The following is a 24282-nucleotide window of genomic DNA, read 5'->3' as shown; positions in this document are numbered from 1 at the left end:
TCGACCTTTATGCTGGTTGTGATTGTTAGAAGGTTGTCATAATTCTGGGTAGAGTGAACAAGTAAGAGCTTGTCATTTTGGTGTACAATGGACGGGTTAATAAACGTTTCGGAGTACAGTGAATGGATATTTTATGGAGGTGCAGTCATCGGTGGCAGAACAATGGATCTATTTGGATGGTCAGTATGTGACCAAGGAGAACGCAACCGTTTCGGTATATGATCATGGATTTTTGTATGGAGACGGGATTTTCGAAGGTATTCGGATATATAACGGAAATATTTTCAGATGTAAGGCCCACTTGGATCGTTTGTATGATTCGGCCAAATCCATCAGTTTGAACATCCCGCTGTCCATTGATGAGATGCTGGAAGTGATGGCTGAAACGGTGCGCCGCAATGATATGCGTAATGGTTATATTCGTCTTATTGTATCGCGTGGCCCTGGTAATCTGGGGTTGGACCCGCTTCGTTGCCCCAAGGCATCCGTAATTATCATTGTGGAGCAATTGGCGATCTATCCGGAGGAAGCGTATCTTACTGGATTGAAAGCAGTGTCTGTATCCCAACGCCGGAATATCCCGGACGCCTTGAATCCAAAAATTAAATCATTGAACTATCTGAATAACATCCTGGTTAAAATCCAGTCTAACTATTCAGGTGCCGGAGAAGCTATTATGTTGAATTCCCAAGGTTACGTTACTGAGGGTTCAAGTGATAACATCTTCATCATCAAAAATGGTGTAGTGTATACGCCGCCTTGTTATCTCGGAGCACTTGAAGGGATTACACGTCAAGCCATTATCGATCTATGTGGCGAACTGGAGCTTGAATTAAAAGAAGTGCCATTCACCCTGCATGATGTGTATATCGCAGACGAAGTCTTTTTCACCGGGACAGCTGCAGAAGTTATCGCTGCATATGAAGTCGATGGAAGAACAATTGGCACGGGAGTAGCAGGTCCGGTAACGCTGAGACTGCTGGAAGCATTCCGTCAGATTGTTGACAAAGATGGATATAAAGTGTGGGAATCTTAAGTTAGAATTGCATAGCATAGGGAACAGGAATCCTCCTTGTCCGATAAAATTCTGCATACCTAGTGTATGGGGATTTTAGAGACAGGAGGATTTTTTTTGTTTAGTTGATGTCATTAGCCCGGTTTCTGCATAGGATGTAGTAACGGTATGGGCGAATGTACTGCCCAAGTATGACGTCTAGGAGGTTAGTTCCCTGTGAAAATACACATGGTGAAAAAAGGCGACACATTATATCTGCTGTCCCAAAAATACAATGTAGCGCTGGACAAATTGATCGCGGCTAATCCGCAAATCACAAATCCCGACAAGCTGGATATTGGCATGAAGATCAAAATCCCTGCAGAGCCAGTAACACCGAAGCCGGAGGGTGTGCTCCACAGTCACAAGGTGCAGCAAGGAGATTCGTTATGGAAGTTGGCACAAGCCTGGGGAGTTCCTTTAAAAGATATGATCAATGCCAATCCACAGTTGAAAAATCCGAATGCTCTGCTGGTGGGGGAGACAGTTTATATTCCATCTATGCACGCACAAGGAAACAGTACATCTAATTCGGGTGCTGGCAACATTGCTGCTCAAGAAAAGTTGTCACCTGAAGGTAAGGAATACACGGGAGTCAAAGAACCGGAACCACCGGCGCCAGTTATGCCAACTCCTCCTGCTCCGGTAGCAGAGGTTCCTGTTCCAGTCCCAGTTCCTGCTCCACCACCAGCCAATACGGAGAAGCCGAATGTGAAGCCTGAACTGGAGGTACTGCCGCAGTTACCAGAGCTTCCAGAAGTGAAACCTGAAAAGGAAACGCACAAAAAAGAAGAGGTTAAACCCGAAGTTCATGTAAAACCGGTAGCAGAATCCAAGAAATACACAATGCCTAATCTTTCGCCTGAAATTATGCCTTTGCCTGTAATGCCTAATACTAAGTCTCCAACTGAGGTTGCACCGGCAACGAAAAAGCCTTGTGGTTGTGGTAATAAGTTGCATCATGCTCCAGCCGAGCACCCTTATGTTCAAATCCCGGTTCCTGTACAAGAGGTGTATGGTGCTCAGCAAGACATGTACACGGCAGGAGCGAGTAACAATGCGTCGTTTCCAGGGATTCCGGAAGTTAGTCCATATAGTGGCAGTGATCTGCCTAACAGTCCGTGGACTGGCGCGGAGCAGGGTTATAACCACAATAACGTTATGCCGAATCTGTCCGCAGAAATACAAAACAACTCATTTCCGATTGCGCCAGCTGGCGAAGTGAATAGTCCATTCCCAACGTATGCAGCACCTAGTCATATGAATCATCAGCCGCCTTTCATATCTCCATACTCAATGCTTCCGTACCCTCCATGCGGATGTGGCTCACATACACATATGCCTCAGTATACTTATCCTTCTCATGGTTATCAGGATCCGGCTTGGAATATGTATGGTCCTTCGTACGGTATGCCGCCTGAAATGTCCACATCAACGATGCCAAACCAGCCTATTGAGTATGCTTATCAGAATCCGTATCCTACTCAGAACATGGTTCCGCCGTCCCCGCTTGGAGCATTTGGTGAAATGTATCCTCCTCAAGAGCAAGGCAAGGGTGGTAAAAAAGGGGGGCGTGAAGACGCTAACTTAAGTCAGGTAGCAATTGAAGAGGTTGGATCAGATTCGGAAGGGAAGTCCAAACAAGCAGGGAATAAGCCGGGAGCTGCAAAACGCAGAACAAGCAAGGCTCCTCTGAAGAATAAATCCAAGGTATCCGTGTCCGGGAAAACATCCAGAGAGGGTGCAGCTACTTCCAACCAACGGAAATCCGATAAAAAGCGTCGTAATCCATGGATACAAAACTAACCTGGGGATTGCGATTAATGAATAAGTGAGGTACCTGTTATATAAGCGGGAAGCCAGCTCTGCAATAGAGAGCTGGCTTCCCGCTTACCTGAGTGAACATTGAGTTGCACACAACGGAGATATAGTTGCTCAGGAAATGATATAAAGTATTTTATTAAGAAGTTATTGTAAACCCTTTCATAAATGTGTTAAAATATTTGTACCCTATGAGCATGACCTAATATGATTAGGAAAAGATAGGGAACGGATATGATAGCTTTAGCTAATGTAAAACTACTAAAGAAAAGAAATGAAAAAAACTGTTGCATTACATTCAGCCGTATGATATATTATTTAAGTCGCCGCTGAAACACACGGCTGACACGGGAAACACAATAAATAATGAAATAAGTTTGATCTTTGAAAACTGAACAACGAGTGAGTAAACATTCTGCTTGCAGAATGAACGCGAAAGTTGAGACGAGCCTTGGCTTGAATCGACTGGAGCACAAATGAGATTTTTAATCTCGTCAGATTCAAAATGAGCTTATCGCTCTTTTCAATACTTTATTGGAGAGTTTGATCCTGGCTCAGGACGAACGCTGGCGGCATGCCTAATACATGCAAGTCGAGCGGAGTTGATAGGAAGCTTGCTTCCTTGATACTTAGCGGCGGACGGGTGAGTAACACGTAGGCAACCTGCCCTCAAGTTTGGGACAACTACCGGAAACGGTAGCTAATACCGAATAGTTGTTTTCTTCGCCTGAAGGAAACTGGAAAGACGGAGCAATCTGTCACTTGGGGATGGGCCTGCGGCGCATTAGCTAGTTGGTGGGGTAACGGCTCACCAAGGCGACGATGCGTAGCCGACCTGAGAGGGTGATCGGCCACACTGGGACTGAGACACGGCCCAGACTCCTACGGGAGGCAGCAGTAGGGAATCTTCCGCAATGGGCGAAAGCCTGACGGAGCAATGCCGCGTGAGTGATGAAGGTTTTCGGATCGTAAAGCTCTGTTGCCAGGGAAGAACGCTTGGGAGAGTAACTGCTCTCAAGGTGACGGTACCTGAGAAGAAAGCCCCGGCTAACTACGTGCCAGCAGCCGCGGTAATACGTAGGGGGCAAGCGTTGTCCGGAATTATTGGGCGTAAAGCGCGCGCAGGCGGTCATTTAAGTCTGGTGTTTAATCCCGGGGCTCAACCCCGGATCGCACTGGAAACTGGGTGACTTGAGTGCAGAAGAGGAGAGTGGAATTCCACGTGTAGCGGTGAAATGCGTAGATATGTGGAGGAACACCAGTGGCGAAGGCGACTCTCTGGGCTGTAACTGACGCTGAGGCGCGAAAGCGTGGGGAGCAAACAGGATTAGATACCCTGGTAGTCCACGCCGTAAACGATGAGTGCTAGGTGTTAGGGGTTTCGATACCCTTGGTGCCGAAGTTAACACATTAAGCACTCCGCCTGGGGAGTACGGTCGCAAGACTGAAACTCAAAGGAATTGACGGGGACCCGCACAAGCAGTGGAGTATGTGGTTTAATTCGAAGCAACGCGAAGAACCTTACCAGGTCTTGACATCTGAATGACCGGTACAGAGATGTACCTTTTCTTCGGAACATTCAAGACAGGTGGTGCATGGTTGTCGTCAGCTCGTGTCGTGAGATGTTGGGTTAAGTCCCGCAACGAGCGCAACCCTTATATTTAGTTGCCAGCACTTCGGGTGGGCACTCTAGATAGACTGCCGGTGACAAACCGGAGGAAGGTGGGGATGACGTCAAATCATCATGCCCCTTATGACCTGGGCTACACACGTACTACAATGGCCGGTACAACGGGCTGCGAAATCGCGAGATGGAGCCAATCCCAACAAAGCCGGTCTCAGTTCGGATTGCAGGCTGCAACTCGCCTGCATGAAGTCGGAATTGCTAGTAATCGCGGATCAGCATGCCGCGGTGAATACGTTCCCGGGTCTTGTACACACCGCCCGTCACACCACGAGAGTTTATAACACCCGAAGTCGGTGGGGTAACCGCAAGGAGCCAGCCGCCGAAGGTGGGATAGATGATTGGGGTGAAGTCGTAACAAGGTAGCCGTATCGGAAGGTGCGGCTGGATCACCTCCTTTCTATGGAGAATCGTTTCCTGCAACGGAAACATTCAAATATGCAGCTTAGCTGCAAAAACACTCACTCGTTGCTCAGTTTTGAGAGCTCAAACTCTCAAACAGCTTGCTTTTGCATGGAGCTTGTTCTTTGAAAACTAGATATCGAAACGAAACAAACGCGAATTAGAACATTCCTTTAAGCTGATCTTGTGTAAACAAGTGAAGTGTTTATAAGGTAGATTGCATGAGCGAGTGATCGAAATGGAACGACTTTTGGATTTGCGCAAGCAAACCAAGTGGAGTGACAGCTCGAACACGAGCGATATGGTTAAGCTACTAAGAGCACACGGAGGATGCCTAGGCGCTAGGAGCCGATGAAGGACGTGGCGAACAACGAAACTGCCTCGGGGAGCTGTAAGCAAGCTTTGATCCGGGGGTGTCCGAATGGGGAAACCCAGCTGGGGTAATTTCCAGTTACTCACAACTGAATACATAGGTTGTGTAGAGGCATACCAGGGGAACTGAAACATCTAAGTACCCTGAGGAAGAGAAAACAATAGTGATTCCGTCAGTAGCGGCGAGCGAACGCGGAGAAGCCCAAACCAGAGAGCTTGCTCTTTGGGGTTGTGGGACGTCTCACATGGAGTTACAAAGGAACCGGTTAAGTGAAGAGGTCTGGAAAGGCCCGCCAAAGAAGGTAAAAGCCCTGTAGTTGAAAGTCTGTTCCCTCCGAGACGGATCCCGAGTAGTGCGGGGCACGTGAAACCCCGTATGAATCCGGCAGGACCATCTGCCAAGGCTAAATACTTCCTAGCGACCGATAGTGAAGCAGTACCGTGAGGGAAAGGTGAAAAGCACCCCGGAAGGGGAGTGAAATAGAACCTGAAACCGTGTGCTTACAAAAAGTCAGAGCCCGTTTTAGGGGTGATGGCGTGCCTTTTGTAGAATGAACCGGCGAGTTACGTTCCCGTGCAAGGTTAAGGTGAAGAGCCGGAGCCGCAGCGAAAGCGAGTCTGAATAGGGCGACATAGTACGTGGACGTAGACCCGAAACCGGGTGATCTACCCCTGTCCAGGGTGAAGGTGCGGTAACACGCACTGGAGGCCCGAACCCACGCATGTTGAAAAATGCGGGGATGAGGTGGGGGTAGCGGAGAAATTCCAATCGAACTCGGAGATAGCTGGTTCTCCCCGAAATAGCTTTAGGGCTAGCCTCGGAAAACAGAGTCGTGGAGGTAGAGCACTGATTGGGTGCGGGGCCCGCAAGGGTTACCAAGCTCAGTCAAACTCCGAATGCCATAGACTTACTTCCGGGAGTCAGACAGTGAGTGCTAAGATCCATTGTCAAAAGGGAAACAGCCCAGACCATCAGCTAAGGTCCCCAAGTGTGTGTTAAGTGGGAAAGGATGTGGAGTTGCACAGACAACCAGGATGTTGGCTTAGAAGCAGCCACCATTGAAAGAGTGCGTAATAGCTCACTGGTCGAGTGACTCTGCGCCGAAAATGTAACGGGGCTAAACACACCACCGAAGCTATGGCTTGATGCTTTGCATCAGGGGTAGGGGAGCGTTGTATGAGGGTTGAAGGTGTACCGTAAGGAGCGCTGGACATTATACAAGTGAGAATGCCGGTATGAGTAACGAAAAGATCAGTGAGAATCTGATCCGCCGAAAGCCTAAGGGTTCCTGAGGAAGGCTCGTCCGCTCAGGGTAAGTCGGGACCTAAGGCGAGGCCGAAAGGCGTAGTCGAAGGACAACAGGTCGAAATTCCTGTACCACCGTAAGCCGTTATGAGCAATGGGGGGACGCAGTAGGGTAGTGACGCGGACTGATGGATGTCCGTCTAAGCAGTGAGGCTGATGTGTAGGCAAATCCGCACATTGTAAGGCTGAGCTGTGATGGGGAGCGAAAATTATAGTAGCGAAGGTCATGATCTCACACTGCCAAGAAAAGCCTCTAGCCAGGTGAAGGTGCCCGTACCGCAAACCGACACAGGTAGGCGAGAAGAGTATTCTAAGGCGCGCGGAAGAACTCTCGTTAAGGAACTCGGCAAAATGACCCCGTAACTTCGGGAGAAGGGGTGCCCCGGTAGTGTGAATAGCACGAGGGGGCCGCAGTGAAAAGGCCCAAGCGACTGTTTAGCAAAAACACAGGTCTGTGCGAAGCCGTAAGGCGAAGTATACGGGCTGACGCCTGCCCGGTGCTGGAAGGTTAAGGGGAGTGGTTAGGGAGTAATCCCGAAGCTGTGAACCGAAGCCCCAGTAAACGGCGGCCGTAACTATAACGGTCCTAAGGTAGCGAAATTCCTTGTCAGGTAAATTCTGACCCGCACGAATGGCGTAACGACTTGGGCGCTGTCTCAACGAGAGATCCGGTGAAATTTTAATACCTGTGAAGATGCAGGTTACCCGCGACAAGACGGAAAGACCCCATGGAGCTTTACTGCAGCTTGATATTGAATTTGGGTACGATCTGTACAGGATAGGTGGGAGCCTTTGAAGTGGGAGCGCAAGCTTCCATGGAGGCAACGTTGGGATACCACCCTGATCGTATCTAGGTTCTAACCTGGTACCGTAATCCGGTGCGGGGACAGTGTCAGGTGGGCAGTTTGACTGGGGCGGTCGCCTCCTAAAGAGTAACGGAGGCGCCCAAAGGTTCCCTCAGAATGGTTGGAAATCATTCGAAGAGTGCAAAGGCATAAGGGAGCTTGACTGCGAGACCTACAAGTCGAGCAGGGACGAAAGTCGGGCTTAGTGATCCGGTGGTACCGCATGGAAGGGCCATCGCTCAACGGATAAAAGCTACCCTGGGGATAACAGGCTTATCTCCCCCAAGAGTCCACATCGACGGGGAGGTTTGGCACCTCGATGTCGGCTCATCGCATCCTGGGGCTGAAGTAGGTCCCAAGGGTTGGGCTGTTCGCCCATTAAAGCGGTACGCGAGCTGGGTTCAGAACGTCGTGAGACAGTTCGGTCCCTATCTGTCGTGGGCGTAGGAAATTTGAGAGGAGCTGTCCTTAGTACGAGAGGACCGGGATGGACGTACCGCTGGTGTACCAGTTGTTCCGCCAGGAGCACCGCTGGGTAGCTATGTACGGACGGGATAAACGCTGAAAGCATCTAAGCGTGAAGCCCCCCTCAAGATGAGATTTCCCAGTATGTAAGACCCCTTGAAGACGACGAGGTAGATAGGCTGGGGGTGGAAGTGCAGCAATGCATGGAGCTGACCAGTACTAATCGGTCGAGGGCTTATCCAATTAGCAAGTTCTAAATCGCATGTTTCGTTTCGAATCTAGTTTTCAGAGAAAGATCTCTGAATGTAAGCTATGCGTTTGGTGGCGATGGCGGAGGGGTTCCACACGTACCCATCCCGAACACGACCGTTAAGCCCTCTAGCGCCGATGGTACTTGGACCGCAGGGTCCTGGGAGAGTAGGACGCCGCCAAGCGAACTCTTTCATCATACATAGAAAACAGGCTCTGCATGTTGATGTTGTACGATGAATTGCATTTGCAGTGCAAATGCATATATTCCCTGATAGCTCAGTTGGTAGAGCACTCGACTGTTAATCGAGTTGTCACAGGTTCGAGCCCTGTTCGGGGAGCCATTAAGGCCCGTTGGTCAAGGGGTTAAGACACCTCCCTTTCACGGAGGTAACAGGGGTTCGAATCCCCTACGGGTCATATAGATGGAGGCTTAGCTCAGCTGGGAGAGCATCTGCCTTACAAGCAGAGGGTCGGGGGTTCGATCCCCTCAGCCTCCACCATATGAACTTTAATAACGACGCGGGGTGGAGCAGCCCGGTAGCTCGTCGGGCTCATAACCCGAAGGCCGCAGGTTCAAATCCTGCCCCCGCAATTATACTTTCCTTTGCGAAAGTGATCTGGAACCGTGGTGTAGTTGGCCTAACATGCCTGCCTGTCACGCAGGAGATCGCGGGTTCGAATCCCGTCGGTTCCGCCATTTTTATATTAATAATACCGTGTGCGGAAGTGGCTCAGCGGTAGAGCATCGCCTTGCCAAGGCGAGGGTCGCGGGTTCGATTCCCGTCTTCCGCTCCAATATTTGCGCCCTTAGCTCAGCTGGATAGAGCGTTTGACTACGAATCAAAAGGCCGGGAGTTCGAATCTCTCAGGGCGCGCCATTATAACTTCAAATTTGCCGGCGTGGCGGAATGGCAGACGCGCTCGACTCAAAATCGAGTGGGAAACCGTGGAGGTTCGAGTCCTCTCGCCGGTATATATAACGGGATGTAGCTCAGCTTGGTAGAGCACCTGGTTTGGGACCAGGGGGTCGCATGTTCAAATCGTGTCATCCCGATCTCTAAAAAGCACTATCTAATTATAGATAGTGCTTTTTTATATTTATCTATATAAGATTCTATAAATGCAGGTTCCGGTATTCACTATGACAAGTTCTCTAACCTAACACATGTGTGTTCCTTCTTCAGACGATAAGCTAGTTGTGCATAAAGCCTCAATCTTTAGGTCACAATAGGTTTAAAAAGTGATAGAAGGGGTTCATGTGAACACGTTTAACTTTAGAAAACAATTCAAGAGACGGTGGCGACGGTGGAAACGAACAGTATGGATGACGGCGGCTTTGCTTGCAGTTACGATATTGGCTTACAGCGGGTTGTCTATCTCATCGGCCATAGAGCGTTTGTTGACAACTAATTTTAGTGAGGCAACCAGTGTGATGGGCCCTGTTACGCAGGAAACAAGATCTGAACAGGAGATTCAGGCGTTAGTAGAGCAACTTGATTCTGATCCGGATCATTTAACAAGTGTGGTTTTGGAAACACAGTACATCTGCGGAGTGGAGACAGAGCAGTTAGGCAAGATGGCTAGACCGCAGTTGAAGATGCTGCTGGCTCAACATCCGGAATGGGATGCTACCGTTGGAACATCAGATGAGTTACATTTGAAGCAACGTGTAGATGACCTTTCACCGCTTTGTAAACAGCAGGCTTATATCAGCATAGATGCTGTAGGGAACCTTAATTTGTACGAAGGTAAGCCTACAGATGAGAAGGTTATTCGTACGTTCTTTCAGTTGGATGTTGGGACGTTGGAGAGTTCTTTGCCTGAAGGCGTACTGGAGCAATTGCAGCAGGGTATTCGGATTCAGGACAAGGATGAGTATGATAGCGTGATCTCTACGTTCAGTGACTATGCCGTGGATGAAGATCATCATTTAATCCGCAATGGCGGGTAATCCAAACGTCCTCACCTACAGTATTAAGATTGTTACGTACTGAAACGATGATGGCAATAGCAATAACAATGGTGGTTTAGGGAATCAAGCGATAGACCCAAAAATATGTGGAATATGATGAAGGACATCGAAGAGATGTCCTTTTTGTGGTTTGAACTGAAATAGTTGGAAATACGAATAAACATGTAAAAAATCCGCGAATAAAGACGAGTAATCAGTTAGACAAAGTTTTTCCTGCCGCAGGGTCTATCTTTTGTTATAATGAAATGAACGATACATATGTTCGCTTTTGTGAGGGAGAGATGGTTTTGCGTTTTTTGGGAATTGACCCGGGGATTGCGATTGTTGGTTTTGGTTTTGTGGATAAAATCGGCAGTAAGGTGGTACCCGTACAATATGGATGTATTCAGACGGAAGCTCATACCCCTGAAGAGGAACGGTTGCTTCACGTATATGAAGGTATGGTGCAATTGATTGATAAATACAAACCGGACGCAGTAGCGCTGGAGAAACTTTTTTTCAATCGGAACGTTACAACAGCGATGTCTGTCAGTCAGGCTAGAGGCGTCATGGTACTCGCTGCCGCACAGAAGGGTTTGCCTATTGCAGAGTATACGCCAATGCAGATCAAGCAGGCCGTTGTGGGGTACGGTAAAGCGGAGAAGAAGCAAGTACAGGAGATGGTCAAAATGTTCTTGCGTCTTCAGGTCGTTCCCAAGCCGGATGACGTAGCGGATGCATTGGCTGTAGCCGTGTGCCACGCACACTCTTATACATTAAATTCCAAGTTGAATGAGGTATTGCGAAAATGATTGATTTTCTAAGAGGACAGTTCATTCATGTAGAGAATGATTATATTGTGCTGGATGTTCATGGTGTAGGGTATCGCGTATTCTGTCCAAATCCATTTGCGTTTGCGAAGCAAGAAGGCGAAATTACCGTGTACACGCACCATCATGTGCGTGAGGATGCGATGTTGCTGTTTGGATTTGTTACACGGGATGAGCAACGTTTGTTCCGTAAACTGATTGAAGTATCCGGTATCGGTCCAAAAGTAGCTCTGGGCATACTTGCTGGAGGTACACCAGAACATGTGGTTACGGCGATTTACCAGGAGAATCTTACGTTCTTGACCAAATTGCCAGGCATCGGCAAGAAGACTGCACAACGCATGATTCTGGATCTCAAGGATAAGCTGGATAGCTTCGGCGCGGCAGCGTATGCAACAGGGTTGTTCGCTCCTCCATCGGAAGAGTCGGGAAGTGGTTCAGCCTGGGATGAGGCACGTGAAGGTCTCAAAGCACTTGGGTATACTGACAGTGAGCTTGATAAAGTATGGCTCAAATTGAAAAAGGATGTTACTACAGCAGATTCCGTTGATGTGTTGATGAAAAAGGCGCTGCAAATGCTGTTTACGGGATAATACAAATTGCATATTATAATATAGCTGTAGCCTGCAAAAAAAGGTAGGGATGAACATGGATGATCGGATTATTTCCGCGAACCTGATGATGGAGGACCAAAATGTTGAATTGAGTCTTCGTCCCCGGTATCTGAATGAATATATCGGGCAGAATCAGGTGAAGGAAAATTTAAAGATATATATTGAAGCTGCCAAATTCCGTAATGAGGCATTGGATCACGTTTTGTTATATGGCCCACCTGGACTGGGTAAAACAACACTTGCCAACATTATTGCCAACGAATTGGGTGTTAATTTACGAACTACGTCAGGACCGGCTATTGAACGCCCGGGTGATCTTGCAGCATTGTTAACCAATCTGCAGGAAGGCGATGTCTTGTTTATTGATGAGATTCATCGTTTGCATCGTACAGTTGAAGAAGTCATGTACCCCGCTATGGAAGATTCCGCATTGGACATTATGATTGGTAAAGGTCCAAGTGCACGTTCCGTTCGGCTGGATCTGCCACCATTCACTCTGATTGGGGCTACAACGCGTGCTGGCTTGCTGTCTGCTCCACTTCGAGACCGATTTGGTGTTATCAGTCGCTTGGAATTCTATACGGTTGATGAGCTGGCTTATATCGTCTCACGCTCTACCGAAATTTTGGGTGTGGAGATTGTGGGAGATGCTGCGCAAGAGATTGCATTGCGCTCACGTGGGACACCGAGGATCGCGAACCGTTTGTTAAAACGAGTACGCGACTTTGCACAGGTGCGTGGTGATGGGATTATAACGCAGACACTGGCGGAAGAAGCACTGCAACGTCTCCAGATTGATCCGCGTGGCCTGGATGAGATTGATCACAAGATGCTCAAATCGATGATCAATAGCTTCCGGGGAGGCCCGGTAGGGCTGGATACAATTGCTGCTACGATTGGTGAAGAAAGTCAGACGATAGAGGATGTCTATGAACCGTATCTGCTTCAGATTGGTATGATTCAGCGTACACCAAGGGGCAGGATCGTAACAGATCTCGCCTATCATCATTTGGGTCTACCTGTTCCTCCAAGAGACGGTAAATAATCAAATCTGTTGAACATTCATCATAAACATTGAAATAATCACGTGTTAACCCGATATAAAGTGAAAGAAATGCATGGAGAGGAGTCTGATTGTGGGAAAAGCAATACGAACGAAGAAGTGGAGTCGTCGATTGAAGGTACTGGCGGCAGCTCTTTTGACAGTGGGTTGTCTGCAAGTGCCTGCATATGCAGCAGGAAATGATGGACAGACGATCCGGGTAGCCATGTTTGCGAATCTGGGCAGTACGTATAAATCAACTACACCACTCATTACGCTTGAATCGACAGGACAATGGAGCATCCAATCGGAGAGCGGCGCAAATGTAAACCTTCCGGCAGGACAAGTCCGTTTCAGTGCAGATGGATTCCGAGTAAAGGTGTTGGAAACAGCGGACTTTAAGGCAGCATCTGCAGCAGCAAAATTGTTGCAGGCAACCGCAGATAAACCGTTGCTGTTCACAACGTCTGTGAATGGAAATGCCATTTACCAGCTCTACACAGGCAACTATGCAACGGAGGCACTGGCAGGACAAGCTGTTACACGAGTACAAAAGGTAGCAGCAGCTCAATTGGCTGGTCAAAAGCCAGCTGTAACAGGAAGTAAACGCCTGTCTGCTGGAACCTATGGTTCGATTCAGGAAGCAGAGGCAGCACAAGCCAACCTTTTATCAGCAGGAGTTAGTAGTGTCTATCCAGTCCTTCAACTGAGTGGAGGAAGCCAAGCATACACGGTATGGGTGGGTGAAGCTTCAACGGATGCGGAATTAACCGCATTGAAGAACAGTGTGGAAGCCAAAGCTCCAGGGGTAAGCCTTTCACCTGTCAACAATAGTGCAGGACTCATCATCCGCCAAGATGCAGGATTAAGTACGGATGCAATCAAAACAGCTCCGCATTACACCATTGCAGGTACTGAATCCAAAGCATTGGTACAAGGGAATGGCAATGGGATCAAAGTAGTGGAACGTTCTCAGCGAACGTATCGTGGAGATATGGAAATCAGCATCGTAAGTGGTGATCTGGCGTTGGTCAACGTCGTTCCACTGGAGCAATACCTGTACTCTGTCGTAGGGGCAGAGGTGTATTCCTCCTGGCCTGCTGAAGCTCTGAAAGTTCAAGCTGTAGCTGCTCGATCCTACGCGCTTCAACAGGGTGAACGATTCAAAATTGCGAATGTCGTGGATACAACGCTCAGCCAAGCCTATAACGGGATTGGTTCGGAGAACGATAAAGTAACCAGTGCAGTGGATGCAACTGCTGGAGAAGTGGTCAAGAGCGGTGGGAAAATCATTGAAGCTGTATTCTCCTCCAATGCTGGCGGCCAGACGGCTCATCCTTCTGAGGTATGGAACGGCGGAGCAGGTGTGTTCACCAATGTGGTTAGCTCGGGAGATACATCAGCCCAGGCAGGATTACATACGTGGTACCATGTGCTGCTCAGTTCAGGCGTTAGCGGGTACATTCGTGAGGATAACATCAAAGAATTAACGACCAAGACCAATGCAGGACTGGCAAAAGTAACGGTAACGGCTCAGAACACCAATGTGCGTGCCGTTCCGTTAATTCAATCCACCGTTGAACCTGTAGCCAAAATGAATCCAGGCAACGAAGCTGTTGTATTGGCAAAAGTGCCTCAATCCAATGACTATGCCTGGGTGAGAGGACCTTTCACGTCAGCTCAGTTGGTTAAATCCCTTCAGGGTAAAACAACAGCGTCTGTTCCTGCTTCAATCTCAACCTTGGAAGTGACCAAGCGTGGACCTTCCGGAAGAGCACTTGAAGTCACTGCCAACGGACAGGCAATGACGGTGAAATATGCCGATACATACCGCTCTGCACTCGGTGGATTACCGAGCACTTTAATTGATATTGCAGGGACCGGAAGTTATACTGTATTAGGCGCTGACGGCAAAACAGCCAGTAAAACCGGCTCAAATGGTGCCTCTGTATTGTCTTCTTCTGGCGCAGGAACATCATCCGGTAATGCACTTGTCGTTATGAGTGGTGATGGTCAAGCGAGAGCGGTAACGCAGGGTCAGACCTTCATGTTCATCGGTCAGGGCAATGGCCACGGTTTGGGCTTGTCCCAATGGGGAGCCAAAGGCATGGCAGATGAAGGGTATGATTACCAGGCAATATTGAAACACTATTATCAAAATGCGACTATTGTTAAGGAATGAAACTAAATGAATGTGAACTTATATGATTTTGAATTACCAGAGCAATTGATAGCACAGACGCCGTTGCTTGATCGCACGGCATCCCGTTTGCTTACCTTGAACAAAGATAGTGGTGAGATTAATCATCAAACGTTTCCCGATATTATCGATTTTCTGAATCCCGGCGATACATTGATTCTGAATGATACACGTGTTCTACCAGCCCGTCTGTTCGGTACAAAGGAAGATACCGGAGCAAAAGCGGAAGTGTTATTGCTTAAAAATGTGGAAGGCGACAAGTGGGAAGCACTGGTTAAGCCGGGTAAAAAGCTGAAAGCCGGTTCGGTCATTGTATTCGGTGAGGAACTGAAGGCAATCATTGAAGAAGAGGGCGAGATGGGGGCACGTACACTTACGTTTACGTATGATGGAATCTTTCAGGAGATTCTGGACCGTCTGGGTGAGATGCCGTTGCCACCTTATATCAAGGAGACATTGGATGACCGCGAACGGTATCAGACCGTGTATGCCAAGCATGAAGGATCGGCGGCTGCACCTACAGCGGGACTGCACTTTACGGATGAATTGTTGGATCAGATTCGTGCCAAAGGTGTTAATGTGGCCTTCATCACGCTTCATGTAGGACTGGGAACATTCAGACCGATGTCGGTTGACGTTGTTGAAGATCATGTCATGCATGAAGAGTATTACTCCTTGTCACAAGAAACGGCAGATCTGATTAACCAGACCAAAGAGAATGGACACCGTGTTTTTGCGGTTGGGACAACGAGCTGCCGGACTTTGGAAACGGTAGGCAGCAAATTTGAAAATGGAATACTGCAAGCGAGCAGCGGATGGACCAGCATTTTCATCTATCCGGGCTATTCCTTCAAAGTGATTGATGGGATGCTTACGAATTTTCATCTCCCGAAATCCACGTTGGTTATGTTGGTTAGTGCACTAGCAGGCAGGGAACATATTATGCAGGCATATGAGGAAGCCATCCAAGAGAAATACCGGTTCTTCAGCTTCGGCGATGCCATGTTGATATATTAGTATAACGGTATAACGATTAACTTTTAGAGGATGATTAAAACCAATGGCAGCAATTACGTATGAACATATCAAAACTTGCAAACAATCCGGTGCACGTCTGGGACGTGTACATACACCTCACGGTATTATTGAGACACCAACCTTTATGCCTGTAGGTACACAGGCGACTGTCAAAACAATGAGCCCTGAAGAATTGAAAGAAATGGATGCTCAGATTATTTTGAGTAATACCTATCACCTGTTTCTGAGACCAGGACATGAAATCATCCGTGAAGCTGGCGGATTGCACAAATTCATGAACTGGGATCGTCCAATTCTGACGGACAGCGGCGGATTCCAAGTGTTTTCTCTTAGCGAGATGCGCAAGATTACGGAAGAAGGCGTTAACTTCCGTTCTCATCTGAATGGAGACAAAAAGTTCCTTTCTCCTGAAGTGGCGATGGAAATCCAGAATGCACTTGGCTCCGATATTATGATGGCGTTTGACGAATGCCCACCGTATCCGGCTGAATATGAATATGTAAAAAAATCACTCGAAAGAACAAGCCGCTGGGCAGAACGTTGTCTCGAAAGTCACGCTCGTCCGCATGACCAAGGTCTGTTTGCCATCGTACAGGGAGGCATGCATGAAGATCTTCGCCGTCAGAGCGCCGCAGATTTGACTTCCATGGATTTCCCGGGGTATGCTATTGGTGGACTGAGTGTTGGAGAACCGAAACATTTGATGTATGGTGTATTGGATTATACGTTACCTTTGTTGCCGTCCAATAAACCACGATATTTGATGGGGGTAGGTTCGCCCGATGCGTTGATTGAGGGATCTATTCGTGGAGTGGACATGTTCGATTGTGTTCTGCCTACTCGGATTGCCCGTAACGGAACAACGATGACCAGTCAAGGACGTCTGGTAGTTCGTAATGCCAAGTTTGCAACTGATTTTGGACCATTAGATCCTGAATGTGATTGCTACACTTGTCGCAACTATTCCAGAGCTTATCTGCGTCATTTGATCAAAGCAGATGAAACATTTGGCTTGCGTTTGACAACGATCCATAATCTTCATTTCTTGCAGAATTTGATGCGTAATGTACGTAAAGCCATTATGGAAGATCGTTTGCTTGATTTCCGGGATGAATTTTTCGATCAATATGGTCTTCATGACAATGACAAAGGTTTCTGATTGAGGTTTTAAGGGAACCGGCTTAACAAGCAATATCTGTATGTATAGTCGATAAGGGGGAGTTTGAATGTTTCAGGGAATGACTCTAGCAGGAACACAAGCAGGCGGAGGCATTGTATCTTTGATTGTACCTCTGGTACTCATGGTTGCAATTTTCTACTTCTTGATGATTCGTCCACAGAACAAAAAGCAAAAGCAACGGAATTCGATGCTTAGCCAATTGAAAAAGGGCGATAAAATTGTAACGATTGGTGGCCTTCACGGTACGATCGCTGAGATTACGGACGATGTGGTTGTATTGCGTGTAAACGATGTAACTAAGCTTACATTTGACCGTAATGCAATCAGCACGGCTGTAGCTCGTGATACGGCTGTTGAATAGTTACTGTAACATAGAATAACGAGGGTGCGTTTGTGGCGTATTCCCTAGTAGAGAACCGGATCTCCTTGGAGACCCGGTTCTCTTTTTTGATTTATGAGGGAAGGTTGATGTTCTTTACCAGTCAGTTAGGAGCGATGCGTATTAACACCGAACATGCCACCGAGAGCTGAAATGAAGAAAGCGCTAAGCAGTTGTAAACTATCTTTCCAATTAAACGAAGCATCCAGCGCGAGAAATCCGATCAACAGCACAAGGAGTCCATATACGATTCCGGTAATTCCTCCGTAGTACCATCCTTTTTCACCAGATCGTTTGCCTGCGACAAAACCACCGACCAATAATGACAAGCCATGAACAACATAGGTATACAACGAGAGGTCCTGTTCCCGCATTCCGCTCATCCAGAGAAACAAGGAGAGAATTAATGCCCCGATAAACATCCATACAAAAGCCTGACAGAGGCCTGACAGAATCGGATTGGACACTCGAAACGAAACCAAGCGGCGGATCAATTGCATGAAGCAACCCCCTTGTACAAGTTATAAGTTAATACAGTGTATGGTCAAGCCTTCGGACTTATGAACTGTTTTCCATTAAATGAACGGATTATTTCTGCATGAGCATGTAAGGTTCAGGTCAAAATAGGGATTGCACTACCCAGCAAACTGTTAAAAACTCAGTTTCGAAGGAGGACCCCTGTTGTGAACTTCCCAGATGTCGGATCACATATCTTTCGAACCATTCTCATGTACTTTCTGGTGTACTGTGCAATGAGGGTTATGGGTAAACGTGAGATTGGTAAGCTATCCATGTTTGATCTTGTTGTCTCCATTATGCTTGCTGAAATGGCTGCTTTTGTCATTGAAGATATTGATAAACCGCTCTCTCATGGGATTGCCCCCATGCTTACCTTGATTATTGTACAGATCGGAATGGCCTTTATAGGTCTTAAAAGTCGGCGTCTTCGCCTGATAATTGATGGCAAACCTACTGTTTTGATCTCCAAAGGTGTTCTTCACCGGGATGAGATGCGGAAGCAACGATATAATCTGGATGATCTATTGCAACAACTCCGTGAACAGAATGTAGACAGTATCGGTGAGGTTGATTTCGCTATTTTGGAGACAACAGGCAAGCTGACCGTTTTTCCCAAGGATGAGAATACTTCTAACGATAGCAATTCTTCTGGTTCTGACTCAGAAGATTCTTCTTCCAGTAAATCCAAAACGGGAAAAAACCAGATTGACGGATCTCCAAATATCAAATTTCCAAATATTAAATATGAAGGTCTGCCACTACCCTTAATTATGGACGGAAAGGTCCAGGATCAGAATCTGGAGATCATTCAGAAAACGAGATTTTGGCTGAAAAATCAAATTCAACATAACGGAATTCTGGATTTTAAGGATGTATTTATATGCTCCATTGATCACAATGGGAAGATATATGTCAGTCCAAAAGATGATAAAAAATGAAAATCATTTGCCTGAGCGGCGCTTGAACCATGAACCAATCAAAGGAGCACGGGACAGATCATGAAAGTCAATCATTTTGGTCCAGCCCATGACGATGAAATACACGATAAGCCCGACAAAAGGAGCGAGAAGCATCCTGACCCAAAAAGGCAATATCATGGCAGTCTCTTCGTATACGAGTAGGGTCGCTGCTCCCATGATAAACATTCCTGCACCCGTCTTGACCCAATCCATCATTTTGAAGCGGAACTGTAGCAGGCTACGTACGCTTTGGGCATGTAACAGGGTAACTACCGTAGAATTCACACAGATGGCGATGACTGCACCGAAGATGCCATATTCAGGCCGGGAAGCAAGCGTTAAAATCAACGTGATTTTGATAACAGCACCGATAAACGTATTCAGCAATGCTTTACCCGGACGGTCAAGAGCTTGTAATGCAGCTTGAAGAGGAGCTTGAATATAAATGAACAAAGCAAAAGGAGCCATTAGTTTCAGCATGCTTCCGATCGATGCATCATTATACAGAACAAGACACATCGGTTCGGCAAGCACATACATAAACACAGAAAACGGAGCACCTGTCACAAGTGCCAAACGTAAGGCCTGATGCATTCTTTTGTGAATCAGTGCGCGATCTCCCTGAGCAGAAGCTTCGGACAGTGAAGGCACAAGTGATGTCGCGAGCGAAGAGGTTAGTGCCCCCGGCAGCAGCAGCAAAGGAATAATCATACCTTGTAATGCACCATATTGTGCTGTAGCGAGCCCTTTGGATATGCCTGCCAGAGCCAGACTCTGGGCAGTAACGATGGTTTCGGCCAAATAGGATAAGGAGCCAACCAATCGGCCTGCTGTAACAGGAATAGAGATTGCAAGCAAACGCCGGATTAATCCGGGCTGTGGAGTACCCGTTTCTTTCAGAACTGAAGGTATTGGGTTTAAAGGTTTGGCTGAAGGTTTGGTTGTGAGATTGGACATGTTCTGTTGCTTAGCGAGCGGTAACTCTTTCTTCTGCCTGTTATACTTCCACAAGAGTACAAGCATACCGCCGAATTCTCCAACGAGCGCGCCCAGCATGGCACCAGCAGCAGCTTGGGCAATACCGTGGGGGAGGAGAAGCCAGGCAAACCAAATGACACAGACGATACGAATGATGGTTTCAACAATGGATGAAATGGCAGTAGGCATCATGTTTTGCTTACCTTGGAAATACCCTCTGTAGACAGCAGATACGGCGATAATGGCAATCATGGGGCTCATACTAACGAACGTATGGTACACCCGCTCATCTGTGAGCACGTACTTGGTAACCCAGGGCGCAAATAGAATGCATAAAAACATGAATACAACACCCAGGGTCAACGTAAAGCTTAAGCTTACTTGCAGGATTCGCTGGGGGGAATAACGATTGGCACCGGTATCAGCTTCGGCTACGAGCTTGGCTACGGCGAGCGGAATACCACCCGTAATTAATGTCACCAGTACGATAAAAAAGGGATAGCTCAATTGGTAGATGCCAACACCTTCTGCACCAATGACTCGTGGCAGCGCAATGCGCGGAATGAAACCAAGTATTCGATTAATTATGCCTGCCGCGAGCAGGATCATGGCCCCCTGGATAAATGTCTGTTTCTTCAAGACTACCCCTCTTTCCCGGTTGAAAGTACAGGCTATCAACATAAACGGGACAAAGCCGTTGTTCTTCATCCTATGCCAGTCCTTTATCTTCTCATGACAACTTGGACACGATTAACAAAAAGAACCATAATCAGCAAGAAGGAATATGATCAGGCGAAGTCGAATCATGTAATATTGATGCCGCATAAAGGCTTGGATGTATGAAGGGAGGCTCCCCGTTGGAAGAAATGAATGATGTGGAGTTGGAACAGTCAATAGAGATGCTCTGCCGTAGCAAAGCGGAGGAATTAAGGCTTGTCGGTTACGAATATGTCACCAGCAAAGATGTCTGGAATTGCGTCAGTCATAAATATGAAAAACAGGGCATTCCACCGCTTCACCAGCTGGTGAACGACATTTTGTCACTGAAAGCAACAAGCTTTATGAACTTTATGACCGTGTCTGCATACCGGGGGTCCTCTTTCTAGACGAAAGGGATCTTTTTTGTTGAAAATTGACTGCTTTTTACGGCATCGCTATAATAGGAATATTGAGAACGAAAGGGGATCTAGGAACGGCATGAAAAGAATTATCAGTTTCATTCTGGTCGTGCTTGTCACCACAGGGGTAATGGTGGGAACAAGCCCGGAACTGCTCAAAAATATACGCTTGGGCCTTGATTTAAAGGGAGGCTACGAGATCTTATATGAAGCAGAGCCGCTCGAAGCAGGTCAACAAGTCACCAAAGCATCTTTGGTGCAAACGGCCAAAAGTCTTGAAAGCCGCGCCAACGCGCTCGGAACAAGCGAACCGGAGGTAACCACTGAAGGAAGCAACCGGATTCGATTGAAGTTGGCAGGGGTTACGGATGAGGCTGAAGTTAGAGCCAAAATGAAAGAACCGGCTGTTTTGACCTTCCGTAGTAAAGCTGAGAACGACAAGGAAGGCGAATACACCAAAATTGAACTTCGCGGAAATGAATTTGTTGAGAATGCAGCCAAAGTTGTTTTTACAAGTTTGAATCAGCCGATGATTGACATTCAAGTGAAAGACAAAGCTAAGTTTTCCGAGATTACCAAACGTTTGATCGGACAACCTCTTGCTATCTATCTGGATGATCAACTACTTTCTGCACCAACAGTTCAACAACAGTTGACAGATGGATCTGCCCAAATCTCAGGTGCCTATTCACGTGACGAAGCAAACCAGCTTCGTGACACCATTAACCTGGGTGCATTGCCACTGAAACTTACAGAGAAGTATTCACAAAGTGTTGGTGCAACACTTGGTAAGCTTTCTCTGGATCAGACCATTAAAGCGGGATTGATTGGTTCCGTTATTATTCTAGTGTTCATGATTGGGCTTTATCGCATTCCTGGTATTATCGCGAGTTTTGCCTTGATCACACATACGTGGCTGGTACTTGCAATCTTCTATTTAGGAGAATTCGTGCTTACCCTTCCAGGTATTGCGGCGTTTATCCTGGGTATAGGGATGGCGGTGGATGCCAATATCATCACGTACGAACGGATTAAAGAAGAGATGCGCAGTGGTAAGTCGATCTTGTCTTCGGTTAAAGCGGGTGGTAAACATTCCTTCCGAACAATCATTGACTCCAACATCACAACCATTATTGCTGCGGCTGTTATGTTCTTCTTGGGAACAGGTGCGGTTAAAGGTTTTGCACTCGTGCTGATTTTTGATATTGTCACCAGTATTATCACGAATATTTTCTTCTCCCGCTTCCTGTTGACCCTGCTTGTACGGGGTAACGTGTTGAAGAAGCCTAAGTACTTCGGAGTGAAGGAGAGTGAAATTCGTGCGCTTTAATTGGAATTTTGATTATGTTAAAGGTAGTAAGATTGCCTATATCTTCTCGATTATTCTGACGATTACGGGGATTGTCAGCATTCTGGCTTTGGGTTTGAATTATGCGGTTGATTTCCGTGCTGGATCAAATGTGGATATCTCGGTATCCAAAGCAATCACAGCGGAGCAGATTAAACCTATCGTTAAGGACATCGGTGTTGATGAGGGTGATGTTACCATTACACCGGGGGCTGACCGTGTAAATGTTCGTTTCTCGAACGTATTGGATGAAAATCAAGAAAGTAAGTTCAAAGAAGAATTTGCTAAACTGGATGCATCGGCTTCCTATGAAGTAAATACCGTTGATCCAGAGATGGCCAAAGAATTGGAGCGCAACGCGATCTACGCGGTACTCATTGCAAGTATCGGGATCATGATCTATGTTGCGATCCGGTTTGAGTGGCGCTTTGGTTTGGCTGCGGTTATCGCACTCTTCCATGACGCATTTGTTGTAATAAGTGTGTTCTCTATCTTCCGTTTGGAAGTCGATCTGACCTTTATTACTGCAGTATTAACCATTGTCGGGTTCTCGATCAACGATACGATCGTTATCTTTGACCGAATTCGTGAGAATCTGCGTTTTGCCAAAAAGACAACCAAAGCCGACTTGCGTGAGGTAGTCAACCGCAGTTTGGCTCAAACGATGACACGTTCCCTGAATACAACATTCACCGTGTTTGCAGCTTCAATCTGTTTGTTCATATTTGGTGGAGAATCCATTCGCATGTTCTCGCTTGCGATGGTTATCGGAACACTGTTCGGCGCATATTCTTCAATCTATATCGCCGCTCCACTATGGCTGATGCTCAAAGGTAAACAAGTGGAAAAGCCAAAAACAGTAGCTAAAGAATCTAACTAAACATCTTATTGTGAAGCCGCGTCTGCCAGGCGCGGTTTTGCAACTTTATGTACAGAATTAAGGGGGAATATTCATGACCAGAGAACATATCCCATCTGCTCAGGCTGCCACATGGAGCGGTATTGCCGGTAATATGGGACTTGCGGTGATCAAAGCGGGAGTCGGTTATATGGCAAACAGCAAATCATTGCTCGCTGACGGCTTGTATTCTGCTTCTGAAGCTGGTTCTGCCCTGGCTGGTCTCTTTCCCTCCAAGTCTGTACGCGATAAGAGCAAGGCTCGCAGGGGACGGTTTAAAGAACATTCAAGTGTTGCTAGACCCGGAATCTCAGTATTGTTATCTGTGCTAATCCTTATGGGTGGATTACAGCTTGCCATCTCCGCATTGGGTAGTCTCTCCGGAAGTGATCCGGAAGCACCCGGCAAGTCGGTACTTTTGGTGGCTGTTGCAGCTCTGGCTGTGAAAGAAGCGATTTTTCAATTTCAGTACAGATATTTCCGTAAACGAAATCAGTCTCAGGCGCTGGCTTATGCACAGCAACATCGCCGTGCACTCTATTGCTCGCTCACCGTATTAATCGGTATTATCGGTTCGATGGCTGGTGAAGAGACGGGCTTGAGCATGTTGCTCTACCTGGACCCCACGGCTGCGTTGATTGCTTCCTGTTTTGTGCTTCACAAGGGTTACCGAATGATTGTGGACACGGTGTATGGTTCACTTGTTCAGGAACTGGAACAGGAAGAAGCGTCCGATTTCAAAGAGACTGTACAGCGGGTGTATGGCATCATTACCATTGAACATTTGGTTGCACGTGAACAGGAACATGACGTTACGATTGAGCTGGTCATTAGTGTGAATCCAAGAATCTCAATACTGGAAGCACAGGAGATTGCGAATCGGGCCAAGACACTACTGCTAACCCGGTTCAGTCATGTGAAAGAAGTACAGATTCAAGCGATACCTTATGATCCAGGTTATCCTTATAAATCCAATCATGAACTGCCCGATCACGAAGCGACATTAATTCAGTAGTGAAGCGCGGGT

At 47.2% G+C, this 24282-nt stretch carries 17 protein-coding genes, 9 tRNA genes and 3 rRNA genes; 27 read left to right on the top strand and 2 right to left on the bottom strand.

Going from position 1 to position 24282, the window contains the following annotated elements; all coding sequences use genetic code 11:
- The first annotated feature begins 151 nt into the window (after positions 1-151).
- The 22 genes from ilvE (at position 152) to yajC (ending at position 17417) form a co-directional block, all read left to right on the top strand.
- Positions 152-1036: a branched-chain-amino-acid transaminase gene (ilvE, locus tag QNO02_RS23775; RefSeq protein WP_017692630.1), complete on the top strand. Its 885-nt coding sequence runs from the start codon at positions 152-154 to the stop codon at positions 1034-1036.
- 195 nt (positions 1037-1231) lie between these two features.
- Complete coding sequence (locus tag QNO02_RS23770) at positions 1232-2860, top strand: LysM peptidoglycan-binding domain-containing protein (protein WP_289390240.1); 1629 nt, start codon at positions 1232-1234, stop codon at positions 2858-2860.
- Between the two features lie 546 nt (positions 2861-3406).
- A 16S ribosomal RNA gene (locus QNO02_RS23765) occupies positions 3407-4959 on the top strand.
- 305 nt (positions 4960-5264) lie between these two features.
- Positions 5265-8192, top strand: a 23S ribosomal RNA gene (locus QNO02_RS23760).
- A 74-nt stretch (positions 8193-8266) separates the two neighbouring features.
- Positions 8267-8383, top strand: a 5S ribosomal RNA gene (gene rrf / locus QNO02_RS23755).
- Together the 16S, 23S and 5S rRNA genes with 9 tRNA genes alongside form the textbook arrangement of a ribosomal RNA operon.
- A gap of 83 nt (positions 8384-8466) precedes the next feature.
- Positions 8467-8542: transfer RNA gene (locus tag QNO02_RS23750), tRNA-Asn, on the top strand.
- A gap of 4 nt (positions 8543-8546) precedes the next feature.
- A tRNA-Glu gene (locus QNO02_RS23745) sits at positions 8547-8618 on the top strand.
- A 7-nt stretch (positions 8619-8625) separates the two neighbouring features.
- Positions 8626-8701, top strand: a tRNA-Val gene (locus tag QNO02_RS23740).
- 18 nt (positions 8702-8719) lie between these two features.
- Positions 8720-8793, top strand: a tRNA-Met gene (locus QNO02_RS23735).
- A 27-nt stretch (positions 8794-8820) separates the two neighbouring features.
- Positions 8821-8898 (top strand) — tRNA-Asp (locus QNO02_RS23730).
- Between the two features lie 23 nt (positions 8899-8921).
- Positions 8922-8996 (top strand) — tRNA-Gly (locus QNO02_RS23725).
- Between the two features lie 6 nt (positions 8997-9002).
- Positions 9003-9079 (top strand) — tRNA-Arg (locus QNO02_RS23720).
- Positions 9080-9095: 16 nt separating this feature from the next.
- A tRNA-Leu gene (locus QNO02_RS23715) sits at positions 9096-9174 on the top strand.
- 7 nt (positions 9175-9181) lie between these two features.
- A tRNA-Pro gene (locus QNO02_RS23710) sits at positions 9182-9255 on the top strand.
- 204 nt (positions 9256-9459) lie between these two features.
- Positions 9460-10152, top strand: a complete 693-nt coding sequence (locus QNO02_RS23705) for a BofC C-terminal domain-containing protein (RefSeq protein ID WP_289390239.1) — start codon at positions 9460-9462, stop codon at positions 10150-10152.
- A gap of 308 nt (positions 10153-10460) precedes the next feature.
- On the top strand, positions 10461-10964 hold the full coding sequence (ruvC, locus tag QNO02_RS23700) for a crossover junction endodeoxyribonuclease RuvC (RefSeq protein ID WP_017686765.1): 504 nt from the start codon (positions 10461-10463) through the stop codon (positions 10962-10964).
- Positions 10961-11575, top strand: a complete 615-nt coding sequence (gene ruvA / locus QNO02_RS23695) for a Holliday junction branch migration protein RuvA (protein WP_036616866.1) — start codon at positions 10961-10963, stop codon at positions 11573-11575. The genes ruvC and ruvA overlap by 4 nt, the downstream gene beginning before the upstream one ends.
- A gap of 55 nt (positions 11576-11630) precedes the next feature.
- On the top strand, positions 11631-12641 hold the full coding sequence (gene ruvB, locus QNO02_RS23690; RefSeq protein WP_091020485.1) for a Holliday junction branch migration DNA helicase RuvB: 1011 nt from the start codon (positions 11631-11633) through the stop codon (positions 12639-12641).
- 91 nt (positions 12642-12732) lie between these two features.
- Positions 12733-14820 (top strand): SpoIID/LytB domain-containing protein, encoded by a 2088-nt coding sequence (locus tag QNO02_RS23685; RefSeq protein WP_289390238.1) that lies wholly within the window; start codon positions 12733-12735, stop codon positions 14818-14820.
- A 6-nt stretch (positions 14821-14826) separates the two neighbouring features.
- Positions 14827-15855, top strand: a complete 1029-nt coding sequence (queA, locus tag QNO02_RS23680) for a tRNA preQ1(34) S-adenosylmethionine ribosyltransferase-isomerase QueA (protein WP_091027605.1) — start codon at positions 14827-14829, stop codon at positions 15853-15855.
- A gap of 43 nt (positions 15856-15898) precedes the next feature.
- Positions 15899-17035, top strand: coding sequence for a tRNA guanosine(34) transglycosylase Tgt (gene tgt / locus QNO02_RS23675; protein WP_036616872.1), 1137 nt, complete (start codon positions 15899-15901; stop codon positions 17033-17035).
- A gap of 67 nt (positions 17036-17102) precedes the next feature.
- Positions 17103-17417 (top strand): preprotein translocase subunit YajC, encoded by a 315-nt coding sequence (gene yajC, locus QNO02_RS23670; protein WP_091027608.1) that lies wholly within the window; start codon positions 17103-17105, stop codon positions 17415-17417.
- Between the two features lie 125 nt (positions 17418-17542).
- Here the strand turns inward: yajC and QNO02_RS23665 are convergent, their stop codons facing one another.
- Positions 17543-17935 (bottom strand): TIGR04086 family membrane protein, encoded by a 393-nt coding sequence (locus QNO02_RS23665; RefSeq protein ID WP_017686772.1) that lies wholly within the window; start codon positions 17933-17935, stop codon positions 17543-17545.
- A 228-nt stretch (positions 17936-18163) separates the two neighbouring features.
- Here QNO02_RS23665 and QNO02_RS23660 point away from each other — a divergent pair, with 228 nt between their 5' ends.
- A complete protein-coding gene (locus QNO02_RS23660; protein WP_091034732.1) occupies positions 18164-18892 on the top strand; it encodes a YetF domain-containing protein in 729 nt (242 codons plus the stop codon).
- A 3-nt stretch (positions 18893-18895) separates the two neighbouring features.
- Here QNO02_RS23660 and spoVB read toward each other — a convergent pair whose 3' ends face one another.
- Positions 18896-20530 (bottom strand): stage V sporulation protein B, encoded by a 1635-nt coding sequence (gene spoVB / locus QNO02_RS23655; RefSeq protein WP_091027613.1) that lies wholly within the window; start codon positions 20528-20530, stop codon positions 18896-18898.
- A gap of 227 nt (positions 20531-20757) precedes the next feature.
- On the opposite strand from spoVB, the gene QNO02_RS23650 reads away from it, so the two are divergent.
- The 4 genes from QNO02_RS23650 to QNO02_RS23635 all read left to right on the top strand — a co-directional run bounded on the left by QNO02_RS23650 (position 20758) and on the right by QNO02_RS23635 (position 24270).
- Complete coding sequence (locus tag QNO02_RS23650) at positions 20758-20997, top strand: post-transcriptional regulator (RefSeq protein ID WP_036617497.1); 240 nt, start codon at positions 20758-20760, stop codon at positions 20995-20997.
- A gap of 91 nt (positions 20998-21088) precedes the next feature.
- On the top strand, positions 21089-22339 hold the full coding sequence (gene secD / locus QNO02_RS23645; RefSeq protein ID WP_133385900.1) for a protein translocase subunit SecD: 1251 nt from the start codon (positions 21089-21091) through the stop codon (positions 22337-22339).
- The gene (gene secF, locus QNO02_RS23640; protein ID WP_289390237.1) at positions 22329-23237 is read left to right on the top strand and encodes a protein translocase subunit SecF; all 909 of its coding nucleotides are present in this window, start codon (positions 22329-22331) and stop codon (positions 23235-23237) included. The genes secD and secF overlap by 11 nt, the downstream gene beginning before the upstream one ends.
- A gap of 73 nt (positions 23238-23310) precedes the next feature.
- Positions 23311-24270 (top strand): cation diffusion facilitator family transporter, encoded by a 960-nt coding sequence (locus tag QNO02_RS23635; protein WP_091027617.1) that lies wholly within the window; start codon positions 23311-23313, stop codon positions 24268-24270.
- The last annotated feature ends 12 nt before the right edge of the window (positions 24271-24282 follow it).

The organism is Paenibacillus sp. PK1-4R, from assembly GCF_030369595.1.
Lineage (GTDB): Bacteria > Bacillota > Bacilli > Paenibacillales > Paenibacillaceae > Paenibacillus.
This window is presented reverse-complemented; position numbering and strand designations above follow the sequence as displayed.

Excerpts from the sequence above, each read along its gene's own strand:
- ruvA (WP_036616866.1), top strand. The coding sequence starts at position 10,961 with ATGATTGATTTTCTAAGAGGACAGTTCATTCATGTAGAGAATGATTAT.
- ruvB (WP_091020485.1), top strand. The coding sequence starts at position 11,631 with ATGGATGATCGGATTATTTCCGCGAACCTGATGATGGAGGACCAAAAT.
- queA (WP_091027605.1), top strand. The coding sequence starts at position 14,827 with ATGAATGTGAACTTATATGATTTTGAATTACCAGAGCAATTGATAGCA.
- tgt (WP_036616872.1), top strand. The coding sequence starts at position 15,899 with ATGGCAGCAATTACGTATGAACATATCAAAACTTGCAAACAATCCGGT.
- yajC (WP_091027608.1), top strand. The coding sequence starts at position 17,103 with ATGTTTCAGGGAATGACTCTAGCAGGAACACAAGCAGGCGGAGGCATT.
- QNO02_RS23665 (WP_017686772.1), bottom strand. The coding sequence starts at position 17,935 with ATGCAATTGATCCGCCGCTTGGTTTCGTTTCGAGTGTCCAATCCGATT.
- QNO02_RS23660 (WP_091034732.1), top strand. The coding sequence starts at position 18,164 with ATGTACTTTCTGGTGTACTGTGCAATGAGGGTTATGGGTAAACGTGAG.
- QNO02_RS23650 (WP_036617497.1), top strand. The coding sequence starts at position 20,758 with ATGAATGATGTGGAGTTGGAACAGTCAATAGAGATGCTCTGCCGTAGC.
- secD (WP_133385900.1), top strand. The coding sequence starts at position 21,089 with ATGAAAAGAATTATCAGTTTCATTCTGGTCGTGCTTGTCACCACAGGG.
- QNO02_RS23635 (WP_091027617.1), top strand. The coding sequence starts at position 23,311 with ATGACCAGAGAACATATCCCATCTGCTCAGGCTGCCACATGGAGCGGT.